This is a genomic window from Thomasclavelia cocleata (genome assembly GCF_900102365.1).
Taxonomy (GTDB): Bacteria; Bacillota_I; Bacilli_A; order Erysipelotrichales; family Coprobacillaceae; genus Thomasclavelia; species Thomasclavelia cocleata.
This window is the reverse complement of the sequence record NZ_FOIN01000034.1, coordinates 1-21690: the sequence shown is the minus strand read 5'-3', so window position 1 is coordinate 21690 and position 21690 is coordinate 1. Positions and strand designations below refer to the sequence as shown.

At 27.8% G+C, this 21690-nt stretch carries 20 protein-coding genes; 18 read left to right on the top strand and 2 right to left on the bottom strand.

What is annotated here, in order from left to right:
• The first annotated feature begins 149 nt into the window (after positions 1-149).
• A complete protein-coding gene (locus BMW96_RS10805; protein WP_092355664.1) occupies positions 150-1856 on the top strand; it encodes a family 20 glycosylhydrolase in 1707 nt (568 codons plus the stop codon).
• Positions 1857-1901: 45 nt separating this feature from the next.
• Here the strand turns inward: BMW96_RS10805 and BMW96_RS10800 are convergent, their stop codons facing one another.
• Complete coding sequence (locus tag BMW96_RS10800) at positions 1902-2528, bottom strand: LexA family protein (RefSeq protein ID WP_092355661.1); 627 nt, start codon at positions 2526-2528, stop codon at positions 1902-1904.
• A 260-nt stretch (positions 2529-2788) separates the two neighbouring features.
• Between BMW96_RS10800 and BMW96_RS10795 the strand changes: the two genes are divergently transcribed.
• The 14 genes from BMW96_RS10795 to BMW96_RS10735 all read left to right on the top strand — a co-directional run bounded on the left by BMW96_RS10795 (position 2789) and on the right by BMW96_RS10735 (position 13319).
• The gene (locus tag BMW96_RS10795) at positions 2789-3217 is read left to right on the top strand and encodes a hypothetical protein (protein ID WP_092355658.1); all 429 of its coding nucleotides are present in this window, start codon (positions 2789-2791) and stop codon (positions 3215-3217) included.
• Between the two features lie 182 nt (positions 3218-3399).
• Positions 3400-3816, top strand: coding sequence for a phage scaffolding protein (locus BMW96_RS10790; protein WP_092355655.1), 417 nt, complete (start codon positions 3400-3402; stop codon positions 3814-3816).
• A gap of 44 nt (positions 3817-3860) precedes the next feature.
• Positions 3861-4271 carry a hypothetical protein gene (locus tag BMW96_RS10785; RefSeq protein WP_092355653.1) on the top strand — a complete coding sequence of 137 codons (411 nt, stop codon included), beginning with the start codon at positions 3861-3863 and terminating at the stop codon, positions 4269-4271.
• A 2-nt stretch (positions 4272-4273) separates the two neighbouring features.
• A complete protein-coding gene (locus BMW96_RS10780; RefSeq protein WP_092355650.1) occupies positions 4274-4759 on the top strand; it encodes a hypothetical protein in 486 nt (161 codons plus the stop codon).
• Positions 4760-4778: 19 nt separating this feature from the next.
• Positions 4779-5144, top strand: coding sequence for a DUF6673 family protein (locus BMW96_RS10775; RefSeq protein ID WP_092355647.1), 366 nt, complete (start codon positions 4779-4781; stop codon positions 5142-5144).
• The gene (locus BMW96_RS10770) at positions 5145-5708 is read left to right on the top strand and encodes a Gp15 family bacteriophage protein (RefSeq protein ID WP_092355644.1); all 564 of its coding nucleotides are present in this window, start codon (positions 5145-5147) and stop codon (positions 5706-5708) included.
• A gap of 12 nt (positions 5709-5720) precedes the next feature.
• A complete protein-coding gene (locus tag BMW96_RS14215; RefSeq protein ID WP_157796093.1) occupies positions 5721-5885 on the top strand; it encodes a hypothetical protein in 165 nt (54 codons plus the stop codon).
• Between the two features lie 47 nt (positions 5886-5932).
• Positions 5933-7642: a phage tail protein gene (locus BMW96_RS10765; RefSeq protein ID WP_092355641.1), complete on the top strand. Its 1710-nt coding sequence runs from the start codon at positions 5933-5935 to the stop codon at positions 7640-7642.
• Positions 7639-8073 (top strand): hypothetical protein, encoded by a 435-nt coding sequence (locus tag BMW96_RS10760; RefSeq protein ID WP_092355639.1) that lies wholly within the window; start codon positions 7639-7641, stop codon positions 8071-8073. The genes BMW96_RS10765 and BMW96_RS10760 overlap by 4 nt, the downstream gene beginning before the upstream one ends.
• Positions 8070-9965, top strand: coding sequence for a phage tail protein (locus tag BMW96_RS10755; RefSeq protein ID WP_092355636.1), 1896 nt, complete (start codon positions 8070-8072; stop codon positions 9963-9965). Before BMW96_RS10760 ends, BMW96_RS10755 begins: the two co-directional genes overlap by 4 nt.
• Positions 9966-11234: a phage baseplate protein gene (locus BMW96_RS10750; RefSeq protein ID WP_092355632.1), complete on the top strand. Its 1269-nt coding sequence runs from the start codon at positions 9966-9968 to the stop codon at positions 11232-11234.
• Between the two features lie 4 nt (positions 11235-11238).
• Entirely contained in the window at positions 11239-11502 is a 264-nt protein-coding gene (locus tag BMW96_RS10745) for a phage holin (RefSeq protein WP_169924267.1), read from the top strand.
• A complete protein-coding gene (locus BMW96_RS14530) occupies positions 11486-12322 on the top strand; it encodes an N-acetylmuramoyl-L-alanine amidase (protein WP_092355629.1) in 837 nt (278 codons plus the stop codon). The genes BMW96_RS10745 and BMW96_RS14530 overlap by 17 nt, the downstream gene beginning before the upstream one ends.
• 187 nt (positions 12323-12509) lie before the next feature.
• A complete protein-coding gene (locus tag BMW96_RS10735; RefSeq protein ID WP_092355626.1) occupies positions 12510-13319 on the top strand; it encodes a YhjD/YihY/BrkB family envelope integrity protein in 810 nt (269 codons plus the stop codon).
• 2171 nt (positions 13320-15490) lie between these two features.
• Here BMW96_RS10735 and BMW96_RS14525 read toward each other — a convergent pair.
• Complete coding sequence (locus BMW96_RS14525; protein WP_244881309.1) at positions 15491-15670, bottom strand: hypothetical protein; 180 nt, start codon at positions 15668-15670, stop codon at positions 15491-15493.
• Positions 15671-16253: 583 nt separating this feature from the next.
• Here BMW96_RS14525 and BMW96_RS10725 point away from each other — a divergent pair.
• The 3 genes from BMW96_RS10725 to BMW96_RS10720 form a co-directional block, all read left to right on the top strand.
• Entirely contained in the window at positions 16254-17618 is a 1365-nt protein-coding gene (locus tag BMW96_RS10725; protein ID WP_092355623.1) for a leucine-rich repeat domain-containing protein, read from the top strand.
• Between the two features lie 444 nt (positions 17619-18062).
• On the top strand, positions 18063-18155 hold the full coding sequence (locus tag BMW96_RS14750; protein WP_286154574.1) for a hypothetical protein: 93 nt from the start codon (positions 18063-18065) through the stop codon (positions 18153-18155).
• Between the two features lie 611 nt (positions 18156-18766).
• Positions 18767-21690 (top strand): glucosaminidase domain-containing protein (locus BMW96_RS10720; RefSeq protein ID WP_092355620.1); only part of this gene is annotated, 2924 nt, incomplete at its 3' end.

Below are 21690 nucleotides of genomic sequence, written 5' to 3'. Positions count from 1 at the left end.
AAGAAAATGGGTTGTATAGTATCATTGGATATACTATTATATTAGTAGGAATTAGATTTTTACTAATTCTAATAAATTAAAATTGAAAGGTTGGTGAATATAACAAGGATTTTTAAAAAAGAAAAATTAAATAAAGAAAGGAAAATATTATGAAGAAAAAATTAAATAAAATTTTATCATTTGTACTTTGCTGTACAATGATTTTTAGTGCCATTTTTATAACAGGTGGAACTACTGAGGTTCAAGCAATGGAAGATAAACAATTAAAAAGTATTTTTTCTATTGATGCAGGTAGAAAGTATTTTTCTGAAGAGCAATTAAAATCAATAATTGATAAAGCTTATAAAAGTGGATATACAGATGTACAAATTCTATTAGGTAATGATGCATTAAGATTCTTTTTGGCAGATATGTCAATGGAAGTAAATGGTGTTACATATTCTAGTGATGATGTGAAAGAAGCTTTAACAAAAGGTAATAAACATTATTATGATGATCCTAATGGGAATGCTTTAACAGAAGATGAAATGAGCCGTATTCTTGCTTATGCAAAAGAAAGAGGTTTAAGTATAGTTCCTGTTATTAACAGTCCAGGGCATATGGACTCTATCTTGGTTGCAATGGAAGAATTAGGATTAGAAGATGTGCGTTTTACGCATGATAACAAAGTATCTGAACGTACTGTTAATATTGAAAATGCTGTAGCAGTGGAATTTACACATCAATTAGTGAAGAAATATGCTACTTATTTTGGAAACTCTGAAGCATGTGAAATATTTAACTTTGGTGCAGATGAATATGCAAATGATGTATTTGGAAATCCAGGATGGAGCTATTTACAAGATTTAGGATTATATGATGAGTTTATTGCATATGTAAATGAAAATGCTAGAATTATCAAAGAAGCTGGAATGGAACCAATGTGTTTCAATGATGGTATCTATTATGACAGTAGAGATGATTTTGGTACTTTTGACAAAGATATTATTATTTCTTACTGGACAGCAGGTTGGTGGGGATTCTATGTTGCTAAACCTGAATATTTAGCAGGTAAAGGTCATAAAATTCTTAACACTAATGATGCTTGGTATTGGGTATTAGGAAATATTAGCGATGGTGGATATAAATATGAAAGTACTACTGTAAATATTGATCAAAAAGAATTTAATGACGTAACTGGTGCAACTAGTGAAATCAATATTATTGGAAGTATGCAATGTGTTTGGTGTGATGAACCAAGTAAAGAACATGATTTTGATAGAATATTTGCTCTAATGGATCAATTTTCAACAAAACACGCAGATTATTTAATCCGTCCTGCAGATTATACAAAGGTAGATGAAGCAGTTGCAAAAGTTCCAGCAAATTTAGATATCTATACACAAGAATCAGTAACAAAATTAAATGATGCTATTAATGCTGTTGTTAGAAATAAAAGAGTTACAGAACAAGATGTAGTGGATGAATATGCTATAGCTATTGAAAATGCAATTAAAGATTTGACAATTAAATCAGCAGATTATACAAAGGTAGATGAAGCGATTTCATCAATTCCAAATGATTTAACTATTTATACAGAAGAAACAGTTAAACTTTTAAATGATGCTAAAGCAGCAGTTGTATATGGTTTAGATATAACTAAACAAGAAGAAGTTGATGCAATGGCAAAAGCAATTCAAGAAGCAGTTGCAGGATTAGTATTAAAAGAAGATAAAAAACCTGGACAAGATGAAGTTAAACCAAACCCATCAAATCCAAGTACTGGAGATACTTTAAATTTAGTTCCAGTAATGTTACTATTAATTATTTCAGGTGGTTTAGGAATCCAGGTTTTACGTAGAAAAAAAGATAATTAAAGAATCTTAAAAAAGGGGATGTTCACTAGTGTGATGCCCCTTTTATTATTGACGATTATTTATTACTAGGGCTAACTTACCAATAACTTTAAAACCAATATTTTGTGAGGTGATAATAATTGGTTGATAATCATTATTTGCAGGTAAAAGCATAATAATAGAAGTTATTGGATCACGTTTAAATATCTTACATGTGGCTTCATTATTATCAATATTAAAACAGCCAATATCACCATTATTAATAACATTAGTATGTTCAAATATTACAAGATCACCGTCATTGATATTTTCATTCTTCATAGAATCACCCATAGCATAGTTTGCAAAATATTGTTTGTGGGGTTGAAGCATCTTTTTAGGAATTGATATATAATCAATAATATTATCTTCTGTAAACCATCCATCGCCACAACATAGGGGAGGATAGACAGGAATTTTTTCAAATTCATGGTCTATTGGTTTAAATGTTTCTTCCCATCCTAAGATATACGCAGGAGTAGTATGAAGAATATTAGCAGCTAAGGTAATCTTTGATTGTGGAAGTTCACTTCTTCCAATTTCTATTTTATTTATAGACGAACGAGAAGAATATCCTAACTGTTGAGCAAGTTCATCTTGAGTCATTTTATGCTGTATCCTTAGTTTTTTTATTCTATTTCCCATATGTGACATGATTTTCACTTCCTTTTATCATAGTAATAATATTTTAACATTTTGTATTCTTCTTTTCAACAAATCAATGTTTATATTTTAATGTGTTGACAATTTTTCAACAAGATATTAAGATATTTAATGTAGAAGTTGGTTCTACATAAAAAAAGGGGGAGGAAAGGTGATTTAATTAGAAAAAATAATAAGAGAATAAAGCAGAGATGCTTTATGTTTTTTTTACTATAAGTAGACAAGTTATCTACAAAGAAAGGTGATAAGGGATGAAGGAAAGTAAATATGAATTGAAAAATTGGAAAAGATGGAAACATACAGTAGTGTTACTAAATAATACTAAAGAACAATTAGAAAATAAAAAAAATGATTTATATATTGATAATAACCATAATCAAATAGTTAAAAAAATAAATAATTTAATGGAAGAATGTAAACAGTATGATCAAATTATATTTTATTATCAATTTTTTATACAAAGATTAGAATGTGCAATAAATGATTTACTTAATGAAGAAGAAAAAATTTGTGTTTTAATATATGCAAATGATCCTGATAATTCTTCAAAACGTGAATATAGTGCTTTAGAAAAAGGGATTTCAAGGACAACTTATTATAAAATCCTAAGTAATGCATGTAATAAACTTGACAAAGTATTAGCACCAAAAGTTAATCAACATAGTACTAAAGAATTATAACAGTTGGGATTTATTTGGGACTAAATAAGTTGTTTTAAATGATAAGATAAGGGTGTAGTCAGTGATGGCTATTAAAAATAATATGCATATTATACAAGCCATAGCGCAAGGCGTAAAAAGGCAGCAATCAAGTGAGAGCAACTCACCTAAATAAAGCGTAGATAGAAGGTAAAATTGAATATATGAAAAGAAAAGATTTGAAAAAAATTGACAATTTAACTAAAAAACAGATTGAAGATATCATGTTTTTACATCAACTAGATATTATTGAGTGGAAAAGAAAAATGAGTTTAAAGGATAATCAAATAAAAAAGCTAAAAGAGGACTTGGGATATTTAAAGAGTGGGATAAATGAATTAAATATTAATAAACTTAAACAAGAAAAAAAGTATTGGAAAGATAGATATCAAAAAGATATTAATGAAATCAACTTTAAATATACACTAATAGAGAAACTTAGTAGTTTTAATGTCAAAGATATTAACTTATTAAAAAAATTGATAGATATGAATAAAATATCTTATCAAGCTGGAAGGTTATATGGTTTAGATGAACAAATCAAACTAATAAAGCAGTTACACCCATGTTTGTTTAATTGAAAATGTAATATCTAAATTAGGTGTAAAACAAAAGGAGTATTAATATGAGTGTAATTAAAGCAATAAGAGAGTATTTATATACATGTCCTTATCTAAGTCAAGAAAATATAAATATTGATTATCTTGGAAGTGAAGCAAAAGAGTATTCTGTTGATAAGATATCATGTGAGCCAATTATAAAACAGTATGTAGATGGTTCATCAATTAGACAATATCAATTTGCACTAACTTCAATTGAAAAATATGGCAGTGATTTTAATATTAATCAAAAAAATAATGAATTTTATGAAATGTTTGAAAAATGGATTCAAACTCAAAATACATTAAATAATTTTCCTGATATTCAAGAAGAAGTTTATGCAATTGAGATTATTGAAAACAGTAGTCAAATTACAAGAGAAACAAATACAGCAAAATATCAAGTAAAGTTAAGAATTTTATATAGGAGAAATTAATTATGTCAGGAGAACAAACATTAGTAACAAGAAATAAAAAGGTAGCTTTTTATAAAGTAGGAGATAAATTTTTAAGAATGACAGGATTTACAGCAATGACTAAAAGTGCAAATCCTAAAGAATATGCTCGTCAGTATGTTGATGAAACAGGAGAAATTACAGATGTAACAGGATATAGTCCATCAATTGAATATACTTTTGATCAATATGTTAATAACGAAGTACATAAAGATATTGTAGAAATAACAGAGGATGAAAAATTAGGAAGTGATGCAGTACGTGAAATCGTCATTGTTGACTTAACTGCTCCAGTGGGTGAAACAGGTAATGAATTTGAAGCTAGAAAACGCTTAGTAGCAGTTGTACCTGGAAGTGATGGTGATAATGCAGATACATATTCTTATTCAGGAACATTAAAATCTAAATCAGATAGTATTAAAGGTGTTGCTACATTGGATGCCGATAAAATGTCATTAACATTTAAATAAAAACATATAGGAGGAGTCTATGAGCCAAAGAAAATGGGAATATAATGGATTAGAATTTGAAGCTGATTTTGAGGATGTTAACTTTTTAGAAAACTATAGTAAAGCAATGCATAAATTAAGTAACAGCTGTAAAACAATGCCTAAAGACGGTACTGATCTAGAGCGTATTAAGACTTTATGTAATTATTACTATGAGTTCTTTGATGATGTTTTTGGGACTGGAACTTCAATTACATTATTTGAAAATAAGCACAATTTAAGATTGTATGAAGAGGCATTTATAAGTTTAGTAAATTTAAATGAAACAGCTAATGAACAAATGTTAGCCCGAAGAATGTCATTGCAACCAAAAAATAGAGCTCAACGTCGTAAAAATTATCAATAAATGATAAATCTATTATATGAGTCTTTACCCAACAGTATTACTGTTGGGGACAAAGACTTTTTAATTAATACAGATTTTAAATATTGGATAGAGTTGAGTGATGCATTGAATAATCAAGATTGTGATAAAACATACTTAACAAATGTTATTTTAAATCTATTTGTTGATGAAATTCCTAATCAATTTAATAGTGAAGTATTTATAGCTATTAAAAAGTTTTTTGATGGAAATATTGAAACCAAAGATATTAATGAAAGTAATGAAGATTGTAATATCAAGAATAGAATTTATGATTTTAAAGTGGATGGAGATTATTTTATTGCAGCATTTTTACAAAATTATAATATTGATTTATTAAAATGTGATATGCATTGGTTCAAATTTATGGCTTTATTTCATGGGTTAAAAGATTGTGAGTTAAAACAAAGAATGTATTATCGAAGTGTTAATCTAGCAACAATCAGTGATAAAAAGGAACGTTCTAGAATAAGAAAAATACAAAATAAATTAAAATTAGATCAAAAAACTATTAGTGATGAAGATATTGCTCAGGCATTGTGGTAGGAGGTGAATCAAATGATTCGATTACCAGCAACACGTAAAGATTGGTTTTTATGTAAAAGGTGTCAAAAGAAACTGTTATTGTTTAGTGACATTGCAAATTCAAAAGGAGTATATATTAAGTGTAAAAATTGTGGATATGAAAATGAAATAATAATAAGAAATGGAAAGGTAATTTAAAAGAGCCTATGAGCCATTACATTTCCTTGTAAAAAGGAGATGATAATATGGATAAAGAAGATCAAAGCAGTAAGTTAGATAAATTAAAACTTGCAATTAAGGTAACTGCAGAAGTAACTAAAGAGGCTAGTAAAGCAATTTTGAATATGGGTAAAGATATTGCCAGTGTATTTGGTGAAACTGTAGGAGGAACAATTGGAAAGCTTAGTAAAATTTTAGGTGATACTATAGCTAAACAGTCTAAAAATTGGAGTCAAAGTATTAAACAACTTGGAAGTGTCGCTAAGAATATTGGTGGTGTTATAAATGGTATTGGGAGTTCAATTATCAATATGGCAAAAGGTAGTGTTGAACAAGTTCTTAAAATAGGTAATTCATTTGAAAGTTTTTCTGGAAAAATGAAAACAATTGATCAGGGGGTAAATACACTAGGTCAAAGTTTAGTTGCAGGTCTTGAAGCACCACTTAATGAAATGGCAGATTTTGGCATTGATGCTATAGCACAATTACAAGAGTCACTTGATAGTGGTGGAACTAACGCAATGTTAGAAACTGGATCAAATTTATTAAATCAAATGATGGCAGGAATAATTACTGCCCTACCTGGTGTTATTGAGACTGTAAGTGAGATATTAACAACAGTATGTCAAACAATTAGTCAACTAGCACCACAATTATCAGAAACTGGATTTGAAATAATAAGTCAATTATTATTAGGAATAATGGAAAATATGCCAATGTTGGCGGAAACAGCACTAACACTTATTTTAAGTTTAGTGAATGGCTTAGCAGCCCAGCTTCCAGTACTTTTACCAGCAGCAGTAGATATGGTAATGACTTTAATTGAGGGATTAATTAGTAATTTACCAGCAATTTTAGAAGCTGGAATGAACCTGCTAGATGGTTTAATAACAGGTATTTTTAATGCTTTACCTGCTTTAATTGAAAGGGTACCAGAAATAATTTATCAATTTATTACAGCTTTAATAGAAAGAGGGCCAGAGTTATTAGAAGGAGGTAAACAAATCTTACAAAAAGTTATTGAAGGAATAAAGAATTTGATTGGAGGTTTGGTTGGTTTAGCAGGAGAATTAATAGCAAATTTTATTTCTGTATTTAATCAGATTGACTGGCATAAAGTGGGCTACGATGTAATGACATGGATTATTAATGGTATTTCTAGTTTACTTAATAATTTAGTGGAACTAGGAGGGAATATAGTTTCAAAAATAAGTGATACGATCGTTAATACAGACTGGCTAAAATTAGGACGAGATATAATTAATGGAATAATTGAAGGATTTAAAAAAGGAATTGGTGCTCTATTAGATATTGCAATGGGTGCTTGCGAGAGTGTATTGGATACAATAACTGGTTTCTTTGATATCTTTTCACCATCACATAAAATGCGTGATGAAGTTGGAAAATATTTGCCAAGTGGTATCGCAGTTGGTTTTGAATTAGCAATGCCATCTGCAACAAAGGATATGATTAATGCTACTGATTCTGGTTTTAAAAAACTTAAACAATCAGCTTCATCTTCAACTAGCTGGTTTAGTAATGACTTCTCTTTAGGTTTTGGTAAAGAAAATATTATTAATGAAGATTTAATTGATTATGAAAAATTGGCAACTACCATGTCAAAAATTAAAATGGATGTTTATATGGATAAAACAGCTGTTGGTAAGATTATTACTCCAGCAGTAGATATTGAGTTAGGTAGAGAAACTAGTCGAAAGGGGAGACATGGGGCATGATAGACTTAATCTTATATCGAAATGAAAAAAAGTATTCATTAAGAGATGATTTTAAAATGCGGATTCTAAGTTATCATATTAGTGCACCTGAAGTAATAACAAATATTGTTGCTATTCCTTATTCTAATAATTATATAGATTTAACGGAGGTATATGGTAAGCCGACTTACCAACAAAGAGTTATTAGTATAAATGTAGATAGTGTAGAAAAAACTGAATTATGGCATAAATATATTGAAGAATTGTTTAATACATTTCATGGTCAAAGAGTAAATGCTGTTATAACTAGTGATAGTGAATATTATTATGAGGGCAGAGTATCAATAGAAGTAGATAGTCGAAATGATAATTTAGTTAATCAAATAACAATTAATATTCTTGCAAATCCATTTAAAAAACATTATTTAAATGATGAGGATAAAAAATTATGATAGTTAAATTATTAAGTGATGATTATATTATTCATGATACTTCCAGTTATGATTATCGCTGCGCTAAACTTAATTTAAAACAAAAGCTCAACACCTCAAATACATTAGTATTTACAATTTTACCAAATCATCCTAATTACAATAAAATTAGTAAATTAGTTTCAATAATAAAACTTATTGAAATAAATCAAGATGGTCAAGAAGTAATGTTTAAAGGTCGCGTTATTGAAAGTACTGATACTATTGATGGTATTAGGACGTTTACTTGTGAAGGTGTCTTAGGTTATTTAAATGATACCATTCAGTTACTAAGAATAGGGGAAAATATAAGTATTAATGAATATTTAAAAACATGTTTAGATAAACATAATCAAATGGTGGAAAAAGAAAAAAATATATATGTTGGAGATGTATTTGATAATGGAATTTGTATCTCTAATATGGATAAAAAAAGATTAACTACAATGAGCAGTATTCAAGATATATTAATTGATCAATATGGGGGTTACATATCAATAAGAGAAGAAGATAATAGAAATTACCTTGATTATAATTACTACTGTGACCATTTAAATTCACAAGAAATAAAGTTTAAGAAAAATATTTTAGATTTAGAACAATATATAACATCAGTAGATTTAATAACTGCTCTGATTCCTTTAGGTGAAAAGGATCCAGAAACAGAACTACCAATAACAATAGAAACAGTAAATGATGGTAATGAGTATATTTATGATGAAGATGCTATATTAAAATATGGCTGGATTTATGGGGTTAAAGAATATCCTAAAATTAGTGATCCTAATGAATTATTAGAAAAAGCAAACCAGGATTTATCTCAACTTACTAAAATGTCTTTATCATTGACAATTACAGCTATTGATTTATCACTAGTTGAAGTTGATATAGAAAAGATTAGATTAGGGGATAATTTAAAGTGTGTTTCAAAAGAACATAAAATAGATGATTACTTCTTATGTGTAGTTTTAGAAAAAGATTATCTTGATCCCTCTAATTCAAAAATAACTTTAGATAAAACTATTGCAACAAGTTCAGATTTAGCAGTGACTACTAATCGAGACATTTTGAAAGTTAATAATAACCTTAATTTAAATACACAAGTATTTCAAGAACTAGTACAGGAAAAAGTAGATTTAATAAATGGTAATAATGGTGGTTATATATATACTAAAACAGATAGTTTTGGAAGACCAAGAGCTACTTATTATATGGATAGTAATGATATAGATTTAGCACAGAATATTTTAAGAATAGATGCTAGTGGAATAGCTTTTAGTAGTAATGGTAAAGATGGAGCATTTAATATTGCCTGGGGAATAAATGAGGAATTAGATGCTTCGTATATAAAAAAAGGCAGTTTAAAAGATATTATGATTGAATGTAGTGATGGAATTATTGGGGGCTGGAACATAACTAATATTGGATTACAAAGTACTAGTGATTATAAAGTTAATGAAAATCCTAAAGAAGGAAAACTGTATTTTAATATCAATAGTAATTCAACTAGTATTTTAGATTGGAAAGTGATTTTATCAAATGGAAATAGTTATAAGAATGGTTATCTAAAACCTGATGAATTAAAAATAAATAACATTGATATCAATAATGCTTATTTAGATCAGGAAGAAAAAATAAATCAAGATATTAGGTTATTTAATGAAAATGCTTTAAATGAAGTAATTAATACAAATATTTATACTTATCAACAAGATAATGAAAAACAAATAAGTTTTTTAACAGGTAATAATTACCAAATATCAGACAAGCTGCTTAGAAGTGATAAAAAAAAGATTAATATTATTAATGCTTTGGCAATTGTTTATAAAGCAGTTCAAGAATTAAATGAAAAGATTGAAGGAGGAAAGAACTAAATGATTGTATCAACAATTACTCAATTAGGATATGATTTATCGTGTGACATTAATGATATTCCAGCGCAATTTAGTGGGGATATTGAATTTAGATTTGTAAAAGATAGTAAATATGAAAATTATGTTGTAGTACCATATTATAAGTATTTAAATAACCGTTTTTTAGAAAATAACCGAGATTCAAAGACATATCAATTAATAATCAATAATAATATTTTTAAATTACCACCCCAAGCTTTTGAATTAGATGGTTATGTAGCAATAGCATTTTCACTTTCAAATGGAAATGAAACAATACAAACTAATCCAATCATTTATAAAATAAAGGCTACTGCTGGTAAAGGTAATATTTTACCAGAAGAAAATACTTGGCAAAATATGGTAATTAAAGTAGCTAATGATTATATAGATATAAATGTAAAAGATGTAGTTAATGAAATGCTTAGTACTTCTAATGAACATCAAAATGAGGTAAACAGATTAATTGAAAGAGCCTCAACACAACAAGATGAAATTACTTCAGTAATAGCAGATTCAAGAAGTGCTACAAGTGCAACGAGAAGTGCTACTATATTAGCTACTCAGGGAGCTAAGAGCGCTCAAGATGCATCGAATGATGCAAAAACTGCAACGACTAATGCTAATCAGGCTAGTCAAAGAGCTAATGATGCAGCTAATAGCGTTGTAATTATTAGAAATGGAACTACAACACCTGCATCTTCTTTAGGTAAAAGTGGAGATTTTTATGTTAATACAGCTAATGGTGATTTTTATTTAAAAAATAGCACAACCTGGAATAAAAAGTTTAACATGATTGCTTTAGATCAAATAACAGAATTAAAAAATGCCTTTAACTCTGTAACCTCTCTAACAAAACAGTTATTTTTACTAATGCATCCAGTTGGTTGTATTTATATGAGTACATCTTCAGTTTCACCACAAACAACGTTTGGTGGTACATGGATTAGATGGGGGAACGGTAGAGTTCCAGTAGGTGTAAATACATCTGATAGTGATTTTAATGCAGTAGAAAAAACTGGAGGAAATAAAAAGAATACCCACCATCACCTGCAAACATGTTCTTTTGATGGTGATCAAGCATATATGACTGCAAGCCCAAATACAAGTAGAGTTATTAATTCAAGGCGAGCAACTATTATTCCAGATAATATTGGTCAGGGACCAGCTAGAGAAGATACAACCTATGATACTGAAATTGATTTAATGAATCCTTATATCACTTGTTACATGTGGAAAAGAACTGCATAATATTATGAAAAATATAAATTTAAAAGTTAGATTAAAGAACCCTGTTTTTCTAATTCAAATTATATTAGCAGTTTTAACTCCAGTTTTAGCATACGCTGGATTAAGAGCTGAAGATATAACTACTTGGAGTACACTAATGAAGTTGTTAATTAATGCTTTTAAAAATCCATATGTACTGAGTTTAGTATTTATAAGTGTATTTAATGCCATCAATGATCCAACAACACCTGGATTGAAAGATAAAAGATTAGATGAAAATTGCAATTAACTGTGGTCATACATTAGAAGGACCAGGTAGTGGAGCTATAGGAATTATAAACGAAAGCATTGAAACACGAAATGTTGGAGAAAGGTTAATAAGACTATTAAAGAATAATGGGCATAAAGTAACTAATTGTACAGTTGATAAGGCTAATTCTCAAGCAGAATATTTAAAGGAAACAGTTGAACTTGTTAATAAAGGGGATGTAGATTATTTTATCTCGATTCACTTTAATGCAGGTGGTGGAAAAGGTATTGAAGTATATACATACAATGGTAAAATATTACAACCAGCTTTAAATATATGTAAAGATATTGAGCTATTAGGTTTTAATAATCGTGGGATTAAAGATGGAAGTAATTTATATGTAATAAATAGAACTAGAGCTAAAAGTATTTTAGTTGAAGTTTGTTTTGTTGATAGTGATGATGCTAATAGATATTTAGAGTTAGGTCCTGGTAGAATTGCTGAAGCGATTTATCAAGGAATTAGCAATGAAAATTCAAATGATAAATATGATAATTGGATTGCTGGATTACAAGAGGAATTAAATAAACAATATTCAAGTAATTTAATAGTTAATGGGATAAACTCTGATAATATTTTAATAGCTTGTCCAATTGTAAGGTTAAATGCATGCGGGAATATAACTAAACTAATCCAAGAAAGATTAAATAGTGTTGGCTTTAATATTGTAGAAGATGGAATTTTTGGAATTAAAACTAAAAATGCAATAAAAGTGTTTCAAAAAAATCGTGGTTTAAAACAAGATGGGATAGTTGGAGAGAATACATGGAAATATTTATTAAATGGTGAAAAATATTAGAAAAGTGATGATTGGTATATTCCAATCATCATTTTTTAGTGCATATATATTTAAATAACTAATATTTATAAATATATGTATTATTTATATATAAAGTTTATTATTGTTAGGATAAATTTAGTTTGAATACTATGCAATTTAAAATATCTAAGATATACTTAAATAAAAGGGATTTGGGTGAAGAAATATGAGAAAAATAATTATTAAAATATATAATAGAGTAAATAATCGGATTTTAGATTATCGTTATAAAGTAAATAAGAATGCAGGAATATGTTTTGCTTATTATTTAATTATGTCAATAATTCCTATCTGTTCATTATGTGCTTTTTTAGCATCTATATTTAATGTTGATTTAACATCACTAGAAGAGTTATTGAAAAAATATTTAACACCTGAATTTTCTAATATTATTATAATATCTTTAAAATCAAGGCATATTAGTATTTCTTCAATAATTGCAATAATCACTTCTTTATTTGTTGTAAGTAGAGGTATTAATCAATTATATGGAATATCAAAAAATCTTTTTCCTTCAACTCATGAAAGAAACTTTATTATTGAACAAATAATTATGTTATTTAAAACATTAATAGTATTTATACTTTTGTTAATTATTATCTCATTATTAACAATTATTCCAGTACTTAATGTTTTTATGAATTTAAGTAACATATTTATTTTTGATGAAATATATTTATTTTTAATTATGTTTGTTATCTTATTTTTACTTTACAAAATAATACCAGATGTTAAAGTTCATGTGATAGATATTGTAAAAGGGGCAGCATTTGCAAGTTTATTGATGTTGATACTATTATCAGGGTTAGAGCTATATTTTAGTATAGCTGATTATACAACAGTATATGGACCATTGGCATCATTTGTGGTAATAATGATTTCTTTTACTTTAGTTGCTGAAGTTATATATATTGGAATGTATGTGATGTTTGAAGGACATATGAAACGATTGATAAATGAAATGAATAGTAACTAAGTATTTAATAATATATTATTAAATAAAGTGATTTATAAATAAAATTATAAATTACAAAGATATAAAAACTAACTATATAAAAATCATTAGTTTTTGATGAAAAAGTTTGAAAATATTTAAATTCTTGTTACTATTCACAGTCAAAGAACATAACCAACAAAAAAACATGATAATTAACTGTTTCATTCATCATGCTTTTTTATTTGCTCTATTGTATATGGTTTACCATCAAGGGCAGCTTCAATCAATGCATAGCTCTCTATATCTTGTCTGTGTCCTATTTCTATATAGCTCTTTATCCTTGCAAAGTATTAGGCATTTTTTTAATTTGTAAACTGCCCTGATACCTCTATTTTTGTCTTTGCCCCTCTTAGCCCTCTTTCTGCTGTATTGTTCATAAATGGTATCTATTCATTCAGATAGTTCTCTTTATATTCCTCCAGTCTTTTTAATAATGTTTCCTCATCTGTTGCATAATATTTTTCTTCATTTTCCACTATTATCCACATGGACATAGTAAAGAATCCCTTGAAATGATTCTATCATATAATATTTGAAATGTGACTTTTGTTTATTTATTTTAGTTGTTGCTCTTTCTTTTTTTGACTGAACTTTATGTTTAAATTTTTTCCAACTAGTTTAGCAGTTTTGTTATATGTTTTTGAACTTCTGTTGAAGTAGAAGGCAAAATATCTGCCTATCTTAAAATTTTTTTCAGGACAGTGTAGAATAACATTGTTTATAAAATTGGTTATTGGTTCAATCCAATATTAAACTCATATCCAGGATATAGTTGGCAAGACAGGAGAAGTGATGGAGCAATTTCAGGTACTTTAGGATAATAAAAATGATTAGAGGTGATATGAATCAAGCTAACAGGAAAAATGGCAAATCGATATGATATTTATTATCGAGTACATGAGCAAGATTACAAATGGCTAGGCTGGGCAAAAAATGGTAATTCATCTGGGACAGAAGACTTAGCAAAAAAGAGTTAGAAGGAATTGAAATAATTTTAGTACAGAAGGGCGAAAAGGTTCCTAGAAGTACTAATAATAGTTTTATCAAGGCATAAATGTAATAAAAAGAGATTACAAATAGTGTTGAAATTTATCAACATAATAAGAAATCTCTTTTTTTGTATAATCTACGTATTGATTATTAATAAATTATTTTATTAGATAAAAGTCAAACCATGAGTAATAGTATTAATGATTTATATGAAGAAGAAATTAAATAGATAGCAATTATTATAAAAGTTACTAATAAGTTAGACAAATACTGTAATTTAATAGTAAAATATAAGTATAGATAGGTATGTTAAAAAATGAAGATATTATTGATAAAGGTGCGTACTGACATTGTTTTTATAAAAGTAACTTGATTAAAAAAGCTGTTTTACTGCAATTTGAAAGCTAGTTATATAATGTTCAAGAGTTTTTAATGAAAAAGTTTTAAAATATTTAAATTCTTGATTATTAGTTGACTAGTAAAGTTCTTTGAAAAGTGAATATAGATTTGTAGTTTTTAGACATGACAAAAAAACTTAAAAAGCATTTTATAAATTATAAATATTTATTATTTTAAAAATTCAAGATTGAATTGCTGATTTGTTGTTGTTAAATGATTCTAAGTAATTTTCTTATACAATGTCCTTGTGTATAACGATGGCCTTTACCTTGGACAGAAAGTATTATTTGATATAAGGTTTTTCTTAGGTATTTAGAATCTTTTTGTTAATAGTAGGATGTTGCTATTAAATTGTCTAGATTCGTAATGATAAGGGGTAACTTTTGCAAATTTTATGATTTTTGAAGGCTTATAATAGTTACATATATCTCTTAATTCGGCTAGAATAAAAGTACTAGAGAAATTCCTGGTAGGGAGAGCTATCCTATTTTTTATCCATCTTAGCAATTTGTTCATTAATGAGTTCTATTTGATTGACTTTAATTGTTGAAGAAATACTTATAGATATTTTGGCATATTACTTAAGATGTTCAGGGGTTAAAGATATGTGGGCATCTCTATTATTGATTTCAAAGCGTTTACAAATTGTTCTTATATTTGTGTTAAAGATGTTTTGAGAGTTGTCAAAAGTTTTAAGAATATTCATGTAAACTGAGCCATATTTAAACTTAAATAAGCTGTCGAATTCAAGGAATACATTATTAATATATTTTTGAAGACGATTTGAATAGATATTGAGTCCTTTCTTGAGATTGTGATGATGTCTGGTTAACAGTTTCTTGTTTATAAAGATCAAAATTATTAACTTTTGTCATATGATATTGTTTTTTACGTTCTGGTGTATCTAAAATATCACAGATATAAGATATCAAATTTATCATTTTTAGTAATACCGCCTTGTATTTTGTGAGTAAAACTAGTTGTTTTAGGATTGATCAAAGCAACAGTAAAATGCTTGCCTAGAAGATATTTTAATAAAGTGAAATGAGAATACCTAGTATCTTCCATACCGATTAAAATGGAGTTCTTAGAATGAGGAAATCAAATCCTATTTTATTATTAGGAAATGGAATAGGTCGAATAATAATATTACTAGTTTCTTTGTCTATGATAGAAAAAGTGGTTATTCTTTTCAATGTCAATTCCAACTAATTTTATAATTATAAAATATCCTTTCTTTAATAGATTATGTGAAAAGGTATCCACCACTTAGACCACAAAACCTGGTACAAAATAGGAATTCAGGACTCATCAAACTTATCATTATTTAGGAATAGGGTATGGTAAGATTTTTTAAAAGTAGTCGAGCCACAAGAAGATATACAAATCCACATTCATATATTTCAATTTTGCAGAAAAATAAAACCGTAATTAGCCACGGATAAAAAAGTTGATAGAAAGGAAAAAGTATACTGTAAATGACTTATTAAATAAATTATTTATAGTATACTAGGAGATGAAATCATGAATTGGAAAAAAAGATTTATAGTTATTTTAGTAGTATCATTTTTAATAATAAAAACAGCGATATATATTGTTCCAATAACCGCTTATACTTATGAAAATGAAGGTATTAATGAAGTTAAAACTAGTGAGATTGAGATTAATGAAATAAATTTTCCAGATAAAATATTTAGAGATTATGTGGAAAGGTATGATGAAAATGATAATGGAAATCTATCAGAAGCTGAAATTGCAAATATTATTGTAATAGATATTGATAATAATAATATATCTAATTTGAAAGGGATTGAGTATTTTTCTTTTTTAAAAGAGTTAAATTGTAGATATAATAATTTAACTAGTATAGATATATCTAAGAACACTAGGCTGACGCATCTTATATGTGATGGCAATGATTTAAGTAAATTGGATATATCTAAAAACACTAAATTAACTACACTTGTATGTGGTAATAATAATTTAACTAATATAGATGTATCTAAGAATTTAGAATTGGAAGTACTTTTAATAGAAGGGAATAAATTAGAATTTCTTGATGTAACAAATAATTTAAAATTGGTTGCACTTTATTGTACAGAAAATAAGTTGGCTAATATTAATGTAAGTAAAAATCCAAAATTACTTCATCTTGGATTTTCTTATAATCGAGTAACTAATATAGATATAACAAACAATCCATTAATTGAAGAATTTAGATGTGGTAATAATAATCTAGATTATATAAATGTATCTAAAAATATAAAATTAAAAACTATTGAGTGTAATAACAACAATATTAGTACACTTGATATAACAAATAATATAGAATTAACAACATTGAATTGCTCATCAAATAAGTTGAGTAATATAGATGTAACAAAAAATACAGAACTTGTAAGTTTTTTATGTTCTAATAACTTTATAAATTATTTGAATTTATCAAATAATTTAAGACTTTCTAATTTAAATGTTGATGGGTGTCCATTATTATGGATAAATGTTGGAAATAATACTAGTCTTGAAAGTAAAATAGATATACAAACTGAAAAGACAATAGATATAACTAAAAATAAGTTTGACTTGACAAAGGCTATAAAGGGAATTGATATTTCAAAGGTAATTATCATATCAAATGGTATATTAAAAGAAAATACTGTAACAGTTAATGATGTAACTAAGCCAGTTGTTTATTTATATAGTGATAAAAATGTAAATGTTACTGTCACACTTAATCTAAATTTAATCAACTCGATTTCTAATGATAATGAAATTAGTAAGGCTGTAAAAACAAGTGATCAAAAATCAATTAAATTATGGAGTGCAATGTGTATAGGGATGGGGCTTTTAATTCTTATAGTAAAGAAGAAACATAAAATAGGAATATAGGGATGTATATTATCTTCAAAATTTTAGATATATTAAAATATTAGAATAAAAAAGCTAAAATATTTATTGGGTAATCAAATAATTTTGGGGACAATCTAAAAATTGTATAAATAAGTTTAATGGAACAACTAAAATGGGTTTCTAAATTTCTATGGGGTTTAAAAAGGAAGCTCTAAAATAACGTGGGGCCAAGAATAGTATTTTTAATATTAAGGTAATTGTAAGCGACAGATTAATAAGTATAGAATATAAAAAGCAGATGAATTAATCTGCTTTTCTACTAGTGTGCTAGGTATGGCATATATCTAGCTGGTGAGAGTCCAGCTATAGGTAGTTACTACCAAGTGTAGTGAATCACAAGTCGTTTTAAGATCGATAGCAAGGATATTCACAAAAGTAAATCAAATAGTGAAGGGCTGAATAAACTATTTCAAGATAGGAAGCATGAAAACATTTGTTGATGGGTTTGGACAATGGTTACGTCATAAGGTAAGATATGTCATCATGAAACAAAGGAAGAAACCAAAGAAAATTTAGTAAAGAAGATATCTTTAAATGTGCGAACACAAGATTAGGATGGTATAGAAGAAGTGTAATGAATATAGCAAACTTTATATTATCACCAAAAGTTCTAGGCATAAAGAAAGAGGACAGACCTGGTTTGGGGCCTCACCTTGATTACTATCTTAAGAGTTTATAATACCAATATAAATGTAGAATCGTATACGAGACTCATATATACAGTTCAGTGGAGAGATAATAAAATTAAATTTTTTTCCTCTATCCTATTATAACTATTTTTTTGTTTTATATAATACTTCTGGTAATACCTTTGGCAAAATTGCCAAGAAAATTATATGAAACTAAAAAATCATAGAAATATGATTTTTTGGTACTTAATAATGATGATGTCATAAGCATTATAATAAAAGTACTTATAATTTTTTGACAACATTTAAAAATGTATAACGAGTTATTTGGTATAGGAATGAAAATGTATTAAAGTATATTTAAAGTACAAGTAATACTAATTAAAATTAATGATTACTAGAAAGATTACTTTGATTAAGTATATAGATTAATATAAAATAACATAGTAATTAAAAAAAATTATTGTTATAATGATTAATGGAAAAGGAGGAATATTAGTGAAAAGATTTATCAAGAAAATTTTAACAGTATTAATTGTAATAACTATATGTATTTCAAATGGTTATTTTTTGACAGATATTTTAGCGAAAGAAGAAGCAGCTAAACTTGATGATTATAAAGATAAAACTAAAGCAGGAGCGACGCTGGATGCGGATCAAGAAATAACAATAATTGATGAAAATGGAAATATTTATCCAATGGAGAAAACATCTATAAAAAATGCTAGACAAGCACTAGATGTTCAGCCAAAAATTAATAGTTCATCTATTGCTGTAGTGAATTTTAAAACTCAAAGTTCAGCATCATATAACACTGAATATACAGAATTTAATACTGGTAGAAGTGGTTATACAAATGGATATTATGCAGCGGATGGGGCCTTTTTAGGATATGATAATGAATCAAATCCTAAAAAGGTAAAATTTATGCAGGCTGGTATAGTTGGTTGGGTAGATGTTAACAAAGTTCAGGTTTTGGAATATACAAGTTCAACAGTAAATACATTGAGTAAATACTATGTTAAAAATGGAAGAATATATCATGGTATTAGTACAGATTTAGGAAGTAGTAAATATAGTTCATCTTTGGATTATGGACCTAAGCCATCTTATTTAAAAGAAGGGGTGGATTACTATAGTTATGATGGGCATTATTTTTATGAAGGAAGTACATATTCTAGTTATGCAAAAATGTTGAATGATTATCGTAATAATACAAGAACTAATTCAGTAAATAGTTCATCACCATATTACAACTATTATGAATATCTTTCACATCGAAGTATAACTGTTTATAGTTCTGATCAATTAAATAAAGCTATTGCTTCAATGGTTGAGGCTTCTGAAAATAGTTATAAACGTACTTCAAAATTAAGGGATACAGCTGAGACTTTTATTGAAAATCAGGATAAGTATGGAACTAATGCTTTACTTATGATTGCAGTAGCAGCCAATGAAAGTGCATGGGGTTGTAGTAGAATTGCAGAGGAGAAAAATAATTTATTTGGTCATTCTGCATATGATAGTGATCCTAGTGGAAGTGCAAATGGATATTCATCAGTAGAATATAGTATATATTATCATTCGTCTCAATTTATATCTAAAGGATATTTAGATCCAGTTACAGACGGAAGATATTTTGGAGCTAATTTAGGTGATAAAGGTAGTGGAATCAATGTTAAATATGCATCTGATCCTTATTGGGGAGAAAAAGCAGCGGCAATATGTTGGAAAATAGATAGTTATTTAGGTTCAAAAGATTCATATAAATATACAATTGGTATTAAAGATACTATAAATACTAATCATAGTGTCGTAAATATAAAAAGTGATGCAGTATCAAGCTCAAGTACATTGTATTCAACTTATCCAAAAAGTAAAACAACTGCTCTAAAAGATCATGCACCTGCTAATTATGCATTTATTATTTTAAAAAATGGTGAAAAAAATAACTATTATAAAATACAATCAGATGGTGCAGTAAATAGTAATCGTACAGGAATTATTAATACACCTAGTCAAGCTGAATATTCTTTTGATAAAGATTATGGGTATATTCAAAAATCAAGTGTAGAAGTGGTAAGTAATGGTTCTGATTCTAGTTCATCAATAACACAAAATTCTGAAAATGTTACTGGGCAGCCAACAGGAAAAGATAGTAATGAACCAACTATTTTATATAGTGCTAATAGTCAAAATATTGGCTGGTTAGAACAGGTAACTGAACCTAATACAGCAGGTACTACTGGAAGATCATTAGACTTATATCAAATTAAAATATCTTTAAAAAATGTAGCAAAATCTGTAAAGTTATCAGGTAAAGTTTATAGTGATGGTAAATGGCTAACTTATAATGAAATCATAACAACCACAGAAATTGGAAATGGTAATAAAGCATTACAAATTGTTAATTTTAATTTGAGCAATCAAGCAGGATATAGATTGCAATATCGAGTACATAGTGCAGATATCGGTTGGCAAGCTTGGGTTAATCAAGGAGAAAATGCTGGAGTAAGTGGAAAAAATATTCAAGCAATTGATTTTAAATTAATAAGAGACAATTCTGTGGTAATACCAAATCCAAGTATAAATTATCAAGCGCATGTAGCAGATTATGGTTGGTTAGAAGAAGTTAGTGATGGAAAAAAAGCAGGAACAACAGGTAAAAATAAACAAATGGAAGCCATTAAAATAAGTCTGACAAATAACGCTTATAACGGGACAGTCGAATACAGTGTACATGTTCAAGATTATGGCTGGATGGCATGGACAGATAACGGAAAACTGGCAGGAACGACTGGTAAAAACAAACAGATTGAAGCTATCAAAATCAGGCTGACAGACGAACTTGAAAACGAATATGATATCTATTATCGTGTACATGCAGAGAATCTGGGATGGCTGGATTGGGCATCAAATGGAAAAGCGGCAGGGAGTGCAGGATACAGCTATCAGATTGAGGCGATAGAAATAAAATTGGTAAGAAAAAGAAGCAGTGCCCCAGGAGCAACAGTGAAACCATATGTACAAAAGAAAAATATAAAAACATCAGCCCATGTAGCAGATTATGGATGGCTGTCAAGTGTATATGATGGAAGTATTGCAGGAACAATAGGGAAATGCAAACAGATGGAAGCGATAAAGATTTCATTGGAGAATCCAGCATATGAAGGAGATATTGAATATCGAGTACATAGTGCAGATATCGGATGGCAGAGCTGGACAGGAAATGGAGAGACAGCAGGAGTAACAGGAAGAAATAAACAAATGGAGGCGATAGAGATCAGATTTACAGGAGAGATGGAGAAAGAATATGATATCTACTATCGAGCACATATAGCAGATTATGGATGGCTAGACTGGACAGCAAATGGAAAGAGTGCAGGAAGTGAAGGATTGTCAAAAAGAATAGAGGCAATTGA

Excerpts from the sequence above, each read along its gene's own strand:
- BMW96_RS10805 (WP_092355664.1), top strand. The coding sequence starts at position 150 with ATGAAGAAAAAATTAAATAAAATTTTATCATTTGTACTTTGCTGTACA.
- BMW96_RS10800 (WP_092355661.1), bottom strand. The coding sequence starts at position 2,528 with ATGTCACATATGGGAAATAGAATAAAAAAACTAAGGATACAGCATAAA.
- BMW96_RS10795 (WP_092355658.1), top strand. The coding sequence starts at position 2,789 with ATGAAGGAAAGTAAATATGAATTGAAAAATTGGAAAAGATGGAAACAT.
- BMW96_RS10790 (WP_092355655.1), top strand. The coding sequence starts at position 3,400 with ATGAAAAGAAAAGATTTGAAAAAAATTGACAATTTAACTAAAAAACAG.
- BMW96_RS10785 (WP_092355653.1), top strand. The coding sequence starts at position 3,861 with ATGAGTGTAATTAAAGCAATAAGAGAGTATTTATATACATGTCCTTAT.
- BMW96_RS10780 (WP_092355650.1), top strand. The coding sequence starts at position 4,274 with ATGTCAGGAGAACAAACATTAGTAACAAGAAATAAAAAGGTAGCTTTT.
- BMW96_RS10775 (WP_092355647.1), top strand. The coding sequence starts at position 4,779 with ATGAGCCAAAGAAAATGGGAATATAATGGATTAGAATTTGAAGCTGAT.
- BMW96_RS10770 (WP_092355644.1), top strand. The coding sequence starts at position 5,145 with ATGATAAATCTATTATATGAGTCTTTACCCAACAGTATTACTGTTGGG.
- BMW96_RS14215 (WP_157796093.1), top strand. The coding sequence starts at position 5,721 with ATGATTCGATTACCAGCAACACGTAAAGATTGGTTTTTATGTAAAAGG.
- BMW96_RS10765 (WP_092355641.1), top strand. The coding sequence starts at position 5,933 with ATGGATAAAGAAGATCAAAGCAGTAAGTTAGATAAATTAAAACTTGCA.
- BMW96_RS10760 (WP_092355639.1), top strand. The coding sequence starts at position 7,639 with ATGATAGACTTAATCTTATATCGAAATGAAAAAAAGTATTCATTAAGA.
- BMW96_RS10755 (WP_092355636.1), top strand. The coding sequence starts at position 8,070 with ATGATAGTTAAATTATTAAGTGATGATTATATTATTCATGATACTTCC.
- BMW96_RS10750 (WP_092355632.1), top strand. The coding sequence starts at position 9,966 with ATGATTGTATCAACAATTACTCAATTAGGATATGATTTATCGTGTGAC.
- BMW96_RS10745 (WP_169924267.1), top strand. The coding sequence starts at position 11,239 with ATGAAAAATATAAATTTAAAAGTTAGATTAAAGAACCCTGTTTTTCTA.
- BMW96_RS14530 (WP_092355629.1), top strand. The coding sequence starts at position 11,486 with ATGAAAATTGCAATTAACTGTGGTCATACATTAGAAGGACCAGGTAGT.
- BMW96_RS10735 (WP_092355626.1), top strand. The coding sequence starts at position 12,510 with ATGAGAAAAATAATTATTAAAATATATAATAGAGTAAATAATCGGATT.
- BMW96_RS14525 (WP_244881309.1), bottom strand. The coding sequence starts at position 15,670 with ATGATAAATTTGATATCTTATATCTGTGATATTTTAGATACACCAGAA.
- BMW96_RS10725 (WP_092355623.1), top strand. The coding sequence starts at position 16,254 with ATGAATTGGAAAAAAAGATTTATAGTTATTTTAGTAGTATCATTTTTA.
- BMW96_RS14750 (WP_286154574.1), top strand. The coding sequence starts at position 18,063 with ATGAAAACATTTGTTGATGGGTTTGGACAATGGTTACGTCATAAGGTA.